Here is a 13,023-nt window from a genome sequence, read left to right on the forward strand (position 1 = left end):
GTGTCATCTTCGCTTTGGTTGCAATGCTTGCAACAGCTTCAAGAAGAGTTACCAGCTACAGAATTCAGTATGTGGGTACGTCCGTTACAAGCGGAGCTCAATGGTAATACTCTAACTCTATTTGCACCAAACCGATTTGTACTCGATTGGGTGCGCGATAAGTACTTAAATAGCATCAACCGTTTGCTACAAGAATATTGTGGTAATGATATTCCGCATCTTCATTTTGAGATCGGAAGCAAACGAGTGACTGCTCCAAAATCTGAGACTATCGCCCCAGCTCGCACACGTACAGCAGCTGATGTGGCCGCTGAATCGTCGGCACCTGCGCAGTTACAAGCTCGTAAGCCTGTTCACAATATATGGCGTGATGAAGAGCCGGTAGCGGTTGACCTTAACCACCGCTCAAACGTAAACCCAAAACATAAGTTCAATAACTTTGTTGAGGGTAAATCAAACCAATTGGGTTTGGCGGCGGCACGTCAGGTTTCTGATAATCCAGGAACAGCCTATAACCCGTTGTTTTTATACGGTGGAACCGGTTTAGGTAAAACGCACTTGTTGCATGCGGTGGGTAATGCCATTGTTGACAACAAACCGAATGCTAAAGTGGTTTACATGCATTCTGAGCGTTTTGTTCAGGATATGGTAAAGGCGCTACAAAATAACGCGATTGAAGAATTTAAGCGCTACTACCGTAGTGTTGATGCGCTGCTTATCGATGATATCCAATTCTTCGCAAATAAAGAGCGTTCTCAAGAAGAATTCTTCCATACCTTTAACGCGTTGCTTGAAGGCAACCAACAGATCATCCTAACGTCTGACCGTTATCCAAAAGAGATCAACGGGGTAGAGGATCGTCTCAAATCCCGTTTCGGTTGGGGTTTGACGGTTGCGATTGAGCCACCAGAGCTTGAGACGCGTGTTGCGATCTTGATGAAGAAAGCAGAAGACCACCAAATTCATCTTGCGGATGAAGTGGCATTCTTTATTGCTAAGCGTTTACGCTCTAACGTTCGTGAGCTCGAAGGCGCATTGAACCGTGTTATTGCGAATGCAAACTTCACTGGCCGTCCGATCACGATCGATTTCGTGCGTGAAGCACTGCGTGATTTACTTGCCCTACAAGAAAAACTGGTCACCATTGATAACATTCAAAAGACAGTCGCTGAATACTACAAAATTAAAGTTGCTGATCTATTATCTAAACGTCGTTCTCGTTCTGTTGCCCGTCCACGCCAACTGGCGATGGCGTTGGCTAAAGAGCTGACTAACCACAGCTTGCCTGAGATTGGCGATGCATTCGGTGGCCGTGACCACACGACCGTGTTGCACGCTTGTCGTAAGATTGCTCAGCTGCGTGAAGAGAGCCACGACATTAAAGAAGATTATTCGAACTTGATTCGTACCCTTTCTTCTTAATACACAGTATTCTTAACCTTAATAAGCAGAATCTTGGCCACGTACTATTACGCAGTGCCATTTAGACCGTAAGAGCAAGATATGAAATTTACCATTGAACGTAGTCACCTGATTAAGCCATTACAACAAGTATCTGGTGCGCTAGGTGGTAGGCCAACGCTTCCAATTCTAGGGAACCTACTAATTAAAGTAGAAGATAACGTGTTGTCGATGACAGCGACGGATCTAGAAGTTGAACTGATCAGCCGTGTAACGCTTGAAGGTGATTTCGAAGCGGGCAGCATTACCGTACCTTCACGTAAGTTCCTAGATATCTGTCGTGGCTTGCCAGACAGCTCAGTGATCACAGTGGTATTGGATGGTGACCGTGTTCAGGTTCGCTCTGGTCGTAGCCGCTTTTCATTGGCAACATTACCTGCGGCAGATTTTCCAAATATTGAAGATTGGAGCAGCGAAGTTGAAGTGTCTGTGACACAAGCTGAATTGCGCGGTCTGATCGAGAAAACACAATTCTCAATGGCGAACCAAGACGTTCGTTACTACCTCAACGGTATGTTGTTTGAGATTGAAGGTTCAATCCTACGTAGTGTCGCAACTGATGGCCACCGTATGGCGGTATCACAAGCTCAACTGGGTGCTGATTTTGCTCAAAAGCAGATCATTGTTCCTCGTAAGGGGGTTCAAGAGCTAGTGAAGCTACTGGATGCACCAGAGCAACCGGTAACGCTGCAGATTGGTAACTCTAATGTGCGTGCTGAAGTGAACAACTATGTCTTCACTTCTAAGCTCGTTGATGGTCGTTTCCCTGATTATCGCCGCGTAATGCCGCAGAATACCACCAAGACATTAGAAGCAGGCTGTGATGAGTTACGTTCAGCGTTTTCTCGCGCTGCGATTCTGTCGAATGAAAAATTCCGTGGTGTTCGCGTTAACCTTGTGGATAGCGAGATGCGTATTACTGCGAACAACCCAGAGCAAGAAGAAGCCGAAGAAGTGCTAGACGTAACCTTTGATGGCGACGCGCTAGAGATTGGCTTTAACGTAAGCTACGTATTGGATGTGTTGAATACGCTGCGCTGTGAACAGGTTCGAATCTCAATGTCAGACGCGAATGCGAGTGCCTTGATTGAAAATGCACAAGATGACAGCGCGATGTACGTTGTTATGCCAATTCGTTTGTAAGCCGTGTTTATTTATAAACTATGTTTGCTTATCAACAACGTTTGCTTATCAACAACGTTTGTCTATCGAGTCGTGATTGAAGATTAATATGAAGACGTTATGCCTTTATCGCGCTTAATCGTAAAGCAGTTTAGAAATATTGAAGCCTGTGACATTCAACCGTCATCAGGCTTTAACTTTCTTATAGGGGCTAACGGAAGCGGCAAAACCAGTGTCCTTGAAGCGGTGTATCTGCTCGGACATGGTCGCTCGTTCAAAAGCTCCTTAACCGGTCGTATCATTCAAAATGAGTGTAGCGAACTGTTTGTCCATGGCCGTTTTATGACCTCGGATCAATTTGAGCTGCCAATTGGCATTAATAAGCAGCGCGATGGCACCACAGAGGTTAAAATAAGCGGTCAAACTGGGCAAAAACTGGCTCAGTTAGCTCAAGTCTTACCTTTGCAGTTGATTCACCCCGAAGGGTTTGATTTACTGACAGATGGACCTAAGCATCGCCGCGCATTCATTGATTGGGGAGTCTTCCACAGTGAATCGGGTTTCTATGATGCTTGGGGTAGGGTAAAGCGCCTCAATAAACAGCGTAATGCATTATTGAAAACGGCGACGAACTATCGAGAGCTGAGCTATTGGGATCAAGAGTTGGCCCGTTTAGCGGAAAGCATCAGCCAGTGGCGTGCCACTTACGTTGAACAGCTTAAAGAAGTCGCCGAAGAAATCTGCGCGACCTTCTTACCTGAGTTTGAGATAAAGATTAACTATTATCGTGGCTGGGATAAAGACACCCCATACGCCGAGATTTTAGAAAAGAATTTTGAAAGGGATCAGCAGCTTGGTTACACCTTTAGTGGGCCAAACAAAGCGGATCTAAAGATAAAAGTGAACGGCACTCCAGTGGAAGATGTCTTGTCACGAGGTCAGTTGAAGTTGATGGTGTGCGCGTTGCGAGTAGCACAAGGGCAACACCTCACTCAAATGACAGGTAAGCAGTGCATCTATTTGATAGATGACTTTGCTTCCGAATTAGATAGCCAACGCCGCGCACGTCTTGCTGAGTGTTTAAAGGCGACCAAGGCTCAAGTTTTTGTAAGCTCTATTACCGCTGATCAGATTGCAGATATGCATGACGAAAATAGCAGGATGTTTCATGTGGAACATGGCAAAATAGAGCAAGGATAATTAGTCAGAGAGTAACTATGTCAGATAATTACGATTCATCGAGTATTAAAGTACTGAAGGGTCTGGATGCGGTTCGTAAGCGTCCTGGAATGTACATTGGCGACACGGATGATGGTACCGGTCTGCACCACATGGTTTTTGAGGTTGTAGATAACTCTATTGATGAAGCACTCGCTGGTCACTGTAATGACATCATTGTAACTATCCATGAAGATAGTTCTGTGTCAGTAAGCGATGACGGCCGTGGTATTCCAACTGAATTGCACCCAGAAGAAAAAGTATCAGCAGCAGAAGTAATCATGACGGTTCTTCACGCTGGTGGTAAGTTCGATGATAACTCGTACAAAGTATCTGGTGGTCTGCACGGTGTTGGTGTTTCAGTAGTTAACGCACTTTCTAAGCAAGTTACTCTTACTATCCACCGCGGTGGAAAAATCCACACTCAAACATACTGCCACGGTGAGCCTCAAGCGCCACTAGCGGTTGTGGGTGACACGGACAAAACAGGTACAGAGATTCGTTTCTGGCCGAGTGAAGAAACCTTCACTAACATCGAGTTCCATTACGATATTTTAGCTAAGCGCCTACGCGAGCTATCATTCTTGAACTCAGGTGTATCAATTAAGCTGATTGATGAGCGCGAAGAAGACAAAATGGATCACTTCGAATACGAAGGCGGTATCCAAGCGTTTGTTGAACACCTTAACACCAACAAAACACCTATCATCCAGAAGATTTTCCACTTTGATTCAGAGCGTGATGACGGCATTACTGTTGAAGTTGCGATGCAGTGGAATGATGGTTACCAAGAAAATATCTACTGTTTCACCAACAACATCCCTCAACGCGATGGTGGTGCTCACTTAGCGGGTTTCCGTGCTGCACTAACGCGTACCTTGAACAGCTTCATGGACAAAGAAGGCTTCTCGAAGAAAGCGAAGACTTCAACATCTGGTGATGATGCTCGTGAAGGTTTGACGGCGATTGTTTCGGTGAAAGTGCCAGATCCTAAGTTCTCAAGTCAAACTAAAGACAAACTGGTTTCTTCAGAAGTGAAGTCTGCCGTTGAGTCTACTATGGGTGAGAAACTGTCTGAGTTCCTGATTGAGAACCCAGGTGAAGCGAAAATTGTTTGTTCGAAAATTATCGATGCAGCACGTGCTCGTGATGCAGCGCGTAAAGCTCGTGAGATGACTCGTCGTAAAGGCGCGTTAGATTTAGCGGGTCTTCCAGGTAAACTCGCTGACTGTCAGGAAAAAGATCCTGCACTGTCTGAACTATATATTGTGGAAGGAGACTCTGCTGGCGGATCAGCTAAGCAGGGACGTAACCGTAAGAACCAAGCAATCCTACCGCTTAAAGGTAAAATCCTTAACGTAGAGAAAGCACGTTTCGATAAAATGCTGTCTTCTCAAGAAGTAGCAACGCTAATCACAGCACTTGGTTGTGGTATTGGTCGTGACGAATATAATCCAGATAAACTGCGTTACCACAACATCATCATCATGACCGATGCCGATGTCGATGGTTCTCACATCCGTACACTGCTACTGACGTTCTTCTACCGTCAAATGCCTGAACTGATTGAACGTGGTTACATCTACATTGCTCAGCCACCACTTTACAAAGTGAAGAAGGGTAAGCAAGAGCAGTACATCAAAGATGAAGATGCGATGAACCAGTATCAAGTATCTTTGGCTTTAGACAATGCAGAATTGCACGTAAACCCTGAAGCGCCTGCGTTTGCTGGCGAAGGCTTAGAGAAGCTTGTTCATCAATACAATGCGGGTATTAAGCTAGTTGACCGTATGAGCCGTCGTTACCCACGAGCGCTGATTCACGAACTGATTTATGTACCTCGCCTAACGGCTGAGCAGTGTCATGATGAAGCGGCAGTTGAAGCTTGGGGTAAGCAGCTTGTAGAGCAGCTAAATGGTAAAGAAGCGGGTGCGAGCCAATACTCTCTTGAAGTTGAAAAACACGAAGAGCTAGGTTTAAGCGTTCCTAAGATTGTAGTGCGTACACACGGTGTTACTCACGAACATGTACTCAGCATTGACCTTATCAACTCTAAAGAGTTTGGTAAGCTAGCGGACCTTTCTGAAGCGCTTAATGGCTTGATCGAAGAAGGCGCTTACATCAAGCGTGGTGAGCGTACTCAAGCAGTTTCTAGCTTTGTTGAAGCTCTGAACTGGTTAGTGAAAGAGTCTCGTCGTGGCCTAAGCCTACAACGATATAAAGGTCTAGGTGAGATGAACCCTGATCAGCTTTGGGAAACGACAATGGATCCTGAAACTCGTCGTATGATGCAAGTAACGATTGAAGATGCTGTTGGTGCTGATCTGTTGTTTACAACGTTGATGGGCGACCAAGTAGAACCGCGTCGTAACTTCATCGAAGAAAACGCATTGAAAGTAGCTAACCTCGATGTATAGATTTCTTTAGTAATAAAGAAACTTAACATTATAAAAGCACTGCCGACTGGCGGTGTTTTTTTATGCCTGTTCGATATGACGGCCAGCCGTGGCGAGGAAGTACTTTCCGGATAACAGTCCTACTTCGTAGTCATGTTCAAGTGCATGCTGCGGGCTTCCCAACAAGGTAGAGTGCAGCGCTTTGTCCGGATGAATTTCATAGATGGTGGCGTCTTCAGGCGGGTTGTTCAGAAAGTCTTGAGTCGCACGGTAATGCGCCTCGTGCTTGAGTAACAGCTCAATCATTGCTTTGGCTTTTGTTTTGCCTAATAACTTACTGTATTTGCACATCCAGCGGTGATCAAAAGACGTTGAGATCGGTACTGTTCGAATCACCACAATATGTTTATAGCCCCGTTTATAGGCTTCTTGTGCTGGTATTGGAGCGGCAATACCACCATCAAGCCACTCTTCATCATTCGCTTGAATTGCCTTTGGGCTGATAAAAGGAACAGCACATGAGGCTTTGAGTGCATCCTGCCAAGCGTGAGAGTCTAAATCAAAATAGGTTGGCTCGTGACGAGTCGCGTGGGATGCACAGGCAAGTACTTTACAACTCTTCATATTGTCATGACCTAACTGCCAGTTGAGCGGCAAGCTTGTTTCAGTTTGCTCAAGTAACCAATCGAGGTCTAACCCTTTCTTTTGCAGTAAGAACTTATAGGTATCGAAAAACTCAGGGCTGGCTGTTGCTTCTGTGATGACGCGATAAGCATGTCGATGTTGTCCACATATATAAGACGCTAGATTAAGAGATCCCGCTGACGTGCCAATCATCAATGAAAACGGATTAAAGCTTTGTTCGAGAAAGGCATCTAACACGCCCGCTGTAAAAATTCCGCGTTGGCCGCCGCCTTCCGTCACCAGAGCTACCTTATCGATGTGAATATCTAGATGTGCTAAGGCATCGTAAGAGTGGAGTGCGTAAGATATATGCGTAGAAGACATCAGAATTGCCACCAAAAGTGATAGAAAAGGATTCAGCCTGATTAGGATATGACCAATGGTGGTTAATTAAAATTAAGTAATATTTATATAGCGTTTGGTTTTTCTTAACCAAAAAAATTGAGTAATGCCGCTTGAAAAGCTATTTGTGGCACCACATATCTATTTATGAAGAGGATGACTGTCTTGCTCATAAGAGAAGAAACAGAACCTTCATTACCGCTGACGAAGTATCGCTCAACAGAGGATAACTTTAGCAGCACACAACTTAAAAATTGATTCATTGTCATGTCCCAGTGTTGTCGCCAACAGAGGTGAAACCCGAGGAATGCGAATTGAATCTCTTAGCTGCTTACTTGGTCATACACAGGTTCGATCTAAGTAAAATTCGCAGCTAAGACTATTGCTTACTAAAAGGATAGCATTATGAGAACTGTAGATTTCACTCCACTTTACCGCAACGCAATCGGCTTCGATCGTCTATTCAATATGATGGAAGCGAACACATCGAAGAACACTTCTGGCGGTTACCCTCCATACAACATCGAGCAAAAAGACGAGAACAACTACCGTATCACTATGGCTGTTGCTGGTTTTGCTGATGACCAATTAGACCTGACTCAGAAAGAGAATATGCTAATTGTGAAAGGTGAGCGTAAACCTGAAGCAGAAAAAACTTATGTGTACCAAGGTATCGCAGAGCGTGATTTCGAACGTAAATTCCAACTTGCAGACTACGTAAAAGTGGTAGGTGCGAGCATGGAGAATGGTCTTCTTCACATCGACCTAGAACGCGAAATCCCAGAAGCGATGCAACCACGCAAGATTGCTATCAACGGTAATAGCCTACTAGAAGGTTAATTGCTGTTAGCTCCTTAGAGCTAAAAATTATCGGGAAGTAAAAGTGAAAGAGCACCTATGAGGTGCTCTTTTTGTATTTGGTCTACGGTAAGCTAAAAGCTCTGGTTACTGTTCTGCGTAAGCCTTTTTCACTTCTTCAGCAATGATCGCAATACCTTTCTGCATTGCTTCATCGTCTTGTACGTAGTTCATACGTAGGCACTGATGAGCATGATCCCACTCGTCTTCTTGGCCGATAAAGAAGTATTCACCCGGAACAATCAATACACCGCGAGCTTTCAATCTGTCGTACAGTTCCATTGTGGTGATTGGCAGTTCATCGAACCATAGCCATAAGAAGATAGCGCCTTCAGGCTTGTGGATACGGAAACGCGGGTCATCGATAGCATTTTGTAGCAGCTCAACGGCACGCAAAGACTTCTCTTTATAGAAAGGCTTAATCACTTCGCTGCTTAAGCGTAGTAAGTCACCGTTCTCAATCATGTGGTTGGCGATCGCAGGCCCAACACTGCTTGGCGCTAAGCTGATGATGCCATTCATGTTGGTTAGCGCTTGGGTAACCTCTTCGCTCGCAATCACGATACCGCAACGCACACCTGGTAAACCTAGCTTAGAAAGGCTCATGCACAGAATCGTATTTTCATTCCAAAACGGTTCAACGTCTTCAAAGATGATGTTTGGAAATGGTAGGCCGTAAGCGTTATCGATCAGTAGTGGGATATTGTTCTCACGCGCCAGCTTATCCAGTTTACGCACTTCTTCGTCGGTCAGTACGTTACCAGTTGGGTTGGTTGGACGAGAAGCGCAGATAGCTGCAACCGAGTCATCAACTTTTAGCTGTTCAAAATCGACGTGGTATTTGAACTGTCTGTTTTCAAGCAGCTCGATCTCTGGGTGGTAAGAGATAAAGATATCGTCATCAATCCCCGCATCGCCGTAGCCAATGTATTCAGGTGCGATCGGTAACAAGATTTTCTTGTGAGAGCCGTCTGGCTGCTGGCCTGCTAACAGGTTGAATAGGTAAAAGAAGCCGCTCTGACTGCCATTAGTCAGGCTGATGTTCTTCTCGCTGATGTCCCAGCCATAGGTCTCTTTTAGCATCGCCGCTAAAGACTTAATGAAGCTATCTTTGCCCTGCGGACCATCGTAGTTGGCGAGGGCGGCGATGAGTTCTCCACTGGCGAGCATGTCGGCACTGGCTTGGTTAAAGTAATCGAGCATGGCTGGGATAGCGGCTGGGTTACCACCACCGAGCATGATTGCGCCAGGAGTGCGCAGGCCATCATTCAAATCATCCATTAAACGAGTGATTCCAGAGTAACGATTAAACTTTTCACCAAACTTAGAGAACTGCATTACTTATTTTACCTAATTCATTGTGATTGCTTGTTACGTGTCATTAAGGCAGACCTTATGTCTGCCATCAGTGTAATCCTTGAACATACCGCAATGTTTTTGCGACGCATAGCGCCAAATGGTCTAACACGAAAAAAACTTTTCTTGTTACCTAGGTTAAATGTCGCGATTTAACGCCCTCAAACTGAACCCAAACTGAATAGAACGACAGTAAATGACAGAACAACGTGAAGTTGGTCACTCTTTTATTGCTCAAAAATAGCGCAATGAATATTCTCTCTCCCGAAGACAAAACAACCTATTTATCTTTTTTGGAGAAAGTAATGATTACTCAATTATTTGTTAAAGCTCAATTGTTTACTGCGGCATTTAAAAACGACCAACGTGGTGTCACTGCGATTGAATACGCAATCCTTGGCGTGTGTATGTCTGCGATCGTGCTTGCTGTATTTGGTGATGGACTGACAGCTGCGCTTAATGACGCTGTTGCCGCTATTTCTCAAAACATCACAGATGCAAATACAGTTGAACTATCAACTACTGGCTCAGTAGGCTTTTAGTGGCGAGCTTATGGTGGCTAATTATTTTAGCCGCCATGGCTATCTACGCCTGTTACACGGATTGTCGATACCGAGAGATCAGTAATCGTCTGGTGTTATGTATGGCGTTATGGACCTTATCGAGAATGGAGTTTCATGGTGAGGCTCAACATCTATTGCATCCAGTAGCAGTGTTGTTGTTTGGTGGCGTGTTGTTCCAGATGAATATTCTGGCGGCGGGTGATAGCAAGCTATTTGCAGCATTGAGCTTAGCGATCGACTCTCAGTTTCTCGTCATTACGCTGCTGCTTATTGGTTTTTTAGGTGGTGTGTTGGCGATTAGTCAGTGGTGGTTAGGACGAATGACTGCCGATATTCGGTGGACACAACGTGGTGTTCCCTATGCAGTACCAATCTGTTTGGCAAGCTTATTAGCTATAGCTGCATCATTATAGGTTAAACAATGAATTCAAAAATCATTCTTGGTCTAGCAGTTGTTGCTATATCTATTGGGCTTTATGGCGTGACACAAACGCCTTCTACGAAAGAAATTCCTACGCAGTCAGTCAATCAAGTGGAACCGAAGATACTAGCTTGGCAGTTGAAGCGGGACGTTGTACAGGGTGACAAGCTTGTCCGTCGCGATTTTGAAGCAGTTTACCTGACACGCCAGCAAGCCGGTTCACATGGCTTAACTGAAGATACTCACTTTAATTGGCAGCAAAGCTTGTTTGCCAAACAAGCCTTGCAACAAGATGGCATTGTGACTCCTGAGTTATTGACTTCCCCAGGTCAACCCGAGTACTTGAATACGGTGATTGAGCCAGGATTTGTGCCTTTTAACGTGACGGTTCCGGGAGAGGATGTCGTTGGCGGCACTATCAGTGTTGGCGACTTGGTCGATATTTCAGTGTTATCGGCACCTAAGCAAAACTTGGCCAATGATAAGAGAGTTGATGACATTCAACACCTGACTATGACCCCGTTGCTCGCTCAGGTTCCTGTTTTGGATATGGTCAGTCGACAGCGTTCGGTGAGTACTTTAAGCAGTGAAAAAGTGACCGAGGTGACCTTGGTACTGCAAGTTACCAATAGGCAGGTTGCTCAATTAACGATTGCCAAGCGCATTGCAGAGATTGAAGTGCATAAGTCAATTGGTGAAGAGTTTTCGGACGACCTGGAAGCAGATTCAAGTGATGTGATCAGTTTATCTGGTCAACGTGACGAGATACGCGAATATCGGTTTAAGTAGGGCGAATCATGATGACAAAACGAATATTAGCCTTTGCTGGGCTGTGGCTGCTATCGCCGCTAGTAGTAGCGGCTAGCCTAATCAACCTTGCTGAGGGGCAGGCCACAACCGTGAACGTTTCTGGTGATGTGGCTTCAGTCTTCATTTCTGACCAAAAGGTCGCGGACTATCAGGTGATAGACGAGAACAAAATTGTCGTGTTTGGCCGTCATCTAGGAACCACGACTTTCATCGCTTTTGATCAACAAGGAAATGAACTGGTGAATCAACAACTGGTCGTGAATCGCAGCTATACCGATGTCGAACAGCAGATCAAAATTCAGTATCCACAAGCCAAAGTGACCGTTTATGGCATTGGTGAAAACATCATCCTTAGTGGCCCCGTATCTTCCGAACTAGAGAAAGACAATATCTACCAGATGGTCGGCGAACTACTGGGTAAGGAAGAGGTTGAACAGAACTTCTCTTCTGAAAATGAAGCGCCAGTTGATGATTTAAGCATTGAGTTTATGACCAAGCGTCGCTATCGAGGGGTGGTGAATAACATTGAAGTGAACGCTACCAAGCAGGTCAATGTAAAGCTGACTATCGCCGAAGTATCTCACTCTTTTATCCAAGATTTTGGCATTAAAGTGGGCACTGCTGGTAACGCAGGAATGTTTGTTGATCAGCTTACTCATTTTAGTGCTAGCGATATTGTTTCTGTGATTTCTGCGGTGGGATCGGATCAGATTGGTCAGATTCTAGCGGAGCCTAACCTATCGGTGATCTCTGGTGAGAAAGCGAGCTTTCTTGTCGGTGGAGAGTTACCTGTTGTGACCAGTAATGATGGTGGCACCAATGTGGACTATAAAGAGTTTGGTGTTCGATTGGAGTTGATGGCGAAGGTGCTAAGAGACGACAAAATTAAGCTAGCACTGACCCCAGAGGTGAGCTCTTTAGATGCTCAATACAGCAATGAACTCTACGACTTACCGGCTCTGAAGACTCGACGCGCACAAACGACGGTTGAGTTGGGGGATGGGCAAAGTTTTGTACTGGGTGGTTTGTTGAATAGTGAAGAACGTGAATCGCTGACTCGAATCCCGTTTATTGGCGATATCCCAATTCTTGGTGCGTTATTTCGACACACAGGAACGGAGCGTAATAAGACCGAGCTAGTAATAGTGGCGACGGTGAACTTAGTTCAACCCGTTAAAGCGAATCAGATTCAACTGCCGATAATGGAAAAAACGGGTACTTTGAAGCGCTTCTTAGCGTTAGACAGTGAATATGACAAAGCCGAACAGCGTTGGGCGAGCGAAATTTTATCTGCCGGAGGCTTTAAACAGTGAAACGTTATTTACTAGGTATGTTATGTGCCTTTGGCATCGCTGGATGCGCTGACCATGTCGTTGAACCTGAAGGTACTTCTATCGAAGTGGTGCCGATTCACTATCAATTTAATGCACAGAGTCAGGATCACTCTTTAGTTGAGCAGCGCTTTGAAGCCTTTATTCAGCGTTATCAATTAGAGGGCAGTACTGCTCAGTGGCAAGTTATCGTGAATGGCTCATCACCTCAACCGCTAGTGTCAGTGCTGGATGAGGTACTTGCCAATAACCATATTGCTCTGTCACAGGTGGAGCATCAAGTTAACAACACATCAAATCGTTTTAGCGTGTCTGTGATTGCAACGGATATGCAGGTTCGTCTAGAGGTCTGTCAGCAACAAAAGGTTGGGCATTATGGGTATAGCAAACTTGGTTGTTATACCGACGGTAACCGCTGGCAATCAATGGTTAACCCTGAAAAGTCACTGTAACTCCGTTTA

General features: G+C 45.2%; 12 protein-coding genes. 10 read left to right on the plus strand and 2 right to left on the minus strand.

Translation table 11 applies throughout. From position 1 onward, the window contains the following. The 4 genes from dnaA to gyrB all read left to right on the plus strand — a co-directional run bounded on the left by dnaA (nucleotide 1) and on the right by gyrB (nucleotide 6,218). Nucleotides 1-1,422 carry a chromosomal replication initiator protein DnaA gene (gene dnaA, locus IHV80_RS00005; RefSeq protein ID WP_065111976.1) on the plus strand — a complete coding sequence of 474 codons (1,422 nt, stop codon included), beginning with the start codon at nucleotides 1-3 and terminating at the stop codon, nucleotides 1,420-1,422. Nucleotides 1,423-1,503: 81 nt separating this feature from the next. Next, nucleotides 1,504-2,604 (plus strand): DNA polymerase III subunit beta, encoded by a 1,101-nt coding sequence (gene dnaN / locus IHV80_RS00010; RefSeq protein WP_017107516.1) that lies wholly within the window; start codon nucleotides 1,504-1,506, stop codon nucleotides 2,602-2,604. Nucleotides 2,605-2,703: 99 nt separating this feature from the next. After that, a complete protein-coding gene (gene recF / locus IHV80_RS00015) occupies nucleotides 2,704-3,783 on the plus strand; it encodes a DNA replication/repair protein RecF (RefSeq protein ID WP_010433158.1) in 1,080 nt (359 codons plus the stop codon). 17 nt (nucleotides 3,784-3,800) lie between these two features. Continuing rightward, nucleotides 3,801-6,218: a DNA topoisomerase (ATP-hydrolyzing) subunit B gene (gyrB, locus tag IHV80_RS00020; RefSeq protein ID WP_192889663.1), complete on the plus strand. Its 2,418-nt coding sequence runs from the start codon at nucleotides 3,801-3,803 to the stop codon at nucleotides 6,216-6,218. Between the two features lie 60 nt (nucleotides 6,219-6,278). Here gyrB and IHV80_RS00025 read toward each other — a convergent pair whose 3' ends face one another. Next, a complete protein-coding gene (locus IHV80_RS00025) occupies nucleotides 6,279-7,205 on the minus strand; it encodes a patatin-like phospholipase family protein (RefSeq protein WP_192889664.1) in 927 nt (308 codons plus the stop codon). Between the two features lie 423 nt (nucleotides 7,206-7,628). Between IHV80_RS00025 and IHV80_RS00030 the strand changes: the two genes are divergently transcribed. Further along, nucleotides 7,629-8,063, plus strand: coding sequence for an Hsp20 family protein (locus IHV80_RS00030; protein WP_004739258.1), 435 nt, complete (start codon nucleotides 7,629-7,631; stop codon nucleotides 8,061-8,063). A 105-nt stretch (nucleotides 8,064-8,168) separates the two neighbouring features. On the opposite strand, the gene IHV80_RS00035 is transcribed toward IHV80_RS00030, so the two are convergent. Further along, entirely contained in the window at nucleotides 8,169-9,419 is a 1,251-nt protein-coding gene (locus tag IHV80_RS00035; RefSeq protein ID WP_192889665.1) for a valine--pyruvate transaminase, read from the minus strand. Nucleotides 9,420-9,742: 323 nt separating this feature from the next. Here IHV80_RS00035 and IHV80_RS00040 point away from each other — a divergent pair, with 323 nt between their 5' ends. Genes IHV80_RS00040 through IHV80_RS00060 form a run of 5 tightly spaced genes read left to right on the plus strand, consistent with a single transcriptional unit; the run spans nucleotide 9,743 to nucleotide 13,014 of the window. Continuing rightward, entirely contained in the window at nucleotides 9,743-9,979 is a 237-nt protein-coding gene (locus IHV80_RS00040) for a Flp family type IVb pilin (RefSeq protein WP_061019728.1), read from the plus strand. 35 nt (nucleotides 9,980-10,014) lie between these two features. After that, nucleotides 10,015-10,413 (plus strand): A24 family peptidase, encoded by a 399-nt coding sequence (locus IHV80_RS00045; protein ID WP_192890694.1) that lies wholly within the window; start codon nucleotides 10,015-10,017, stop codon nucleotides 10,411-10,413. A gap of 8 nt (nucleotides 10,414-10,421) precedes the next feature. Continuing rightward, nucleotides 10,422-11,210 (plus strand): RcpC/CpaB family pilus assembly protein, encoded by a 789-nt coding sequence (locus tag IHV80_RS00050; protein WP_192889666.1) that lies wholly within the window; start codon nucleotides 10,422-10,424, stop codon nucleotides 11,208-11,210. An 8-nt stretch (nucleotides 11,211-11,218) separates the two neighbouring features. Beyond that, complete coding sequence (locus IHV80_RS00055) at nucleotides 11,219-12,544, plus strand: type II and III secretion system protein family protein (RefSeq protein WP_226088496.1); 1,326 nt, start codon at nucleotides 11,219-11,221, stop codon at nucleotides 12,542-12,544. After that, nucleotides 12,541-13,014 carry a hypothetical protein gene (locus IHV80_RS00060; protein WP_061019731.1) on the plus strand — a complete coding sequence of 158 codons (474 nt, stop codon included), beginning with the start codon at nucleotides 12,541-12,543 and terminating at the stop codon, nucleotides 13,012-13,014. The genes IHV80_RS00055 and IHV80_RS00060 overlap by 4 nt, the downstream gene beginning before the upstream one ends. Nucleotides 13,015-13,023: the final 9 nt, after the last annotated feature.

The sequence above is a fragment of the Vibrio bathopelagicus genome (genome assembly GCF_014879975.1).
Taxonomy (GTDB): domain Bacteria; phylum Pseudomonadota; class Gammaproteobacteria; order Enterobacterales; family Vibrionaceae; genus Vibrio; species Vibrio bathopelagicus.

What these genes read in the sequence shown, in the direction of transcription:
- dnaN (WP_017107516.1), top strand. Translation starts at nt 1,504, where the DNA reads ATGAAATTTACCATTGAACGTAGTCACCTGATTAAGCCATTACAACAA.
- recF (WP_010433158.1), top strand. Translation starts at nt 2,704, where the DNA reads ATGCCTTTATCGCGCTTAATCGTAAAGCAGTTTAGAAATATTGAAGCC.
- gyrB (WP_192889663.1), top strand. Translation starts at nt 3,801, where the DNA reads ATGTCAGATAATTACGATTCATCGAGTATTAAAGTACTGAAGGGTCTG.
- IHV80_RS00025 (WP_192889664.1), bottom strand. Translation starts at nt 7,205, where the DNA reads ATGTCTTCTACGCATATATCTTACGCACTCCACTCTTACGATGCCTTA.
- IHV80_RS00030 (WP_004739258.1), top strand. Translation starts at nt 7,629, where the DNA reads ATGAGAACTGTAGATTTCACTCCACTTTACCGCAACGCAATCGGCTTC.
- IHV80_RS00035 (WP_192889665.1), bottom strand. Translation starts at nt 9,419, where the DNA reads ATGCAGTTCTCTAAGTTTGGTGAAAAGTTTAATCGTTACTCTGGAATC.
- IHV80_RS00040 (WP_061019728.1), top strand. Translation starts at nt 9,743, where the DNA reads ATGATTACTCAATTATTTGTTAAAGCTCAATTGTTTACTGCGGCATTT.
- IHV80_RS00045 (WP_192890694.1), top strand. Translation starts at nt 10,015, where the DNA reads ATGGCTATCTACGCCTGTTACACGGATTGTCGATACCGAGAGATCAGT.
- IHV80_RS00050 (WP_192889666.1), top strand. Translation starts at nt 10,422, where the DNA reads ATGAATTCAAAAATCATTCTTGGTCTAGCAGTTGTTGCTATATCTATT.
- IHV80_RS00055 (WP_226088496.1), top strand. Translation starts at nt 11,219, where the DNA reads ATGATGACAAAACGAATATTAGCCTTTGCTGGGCTGTGGCTGCTATCG.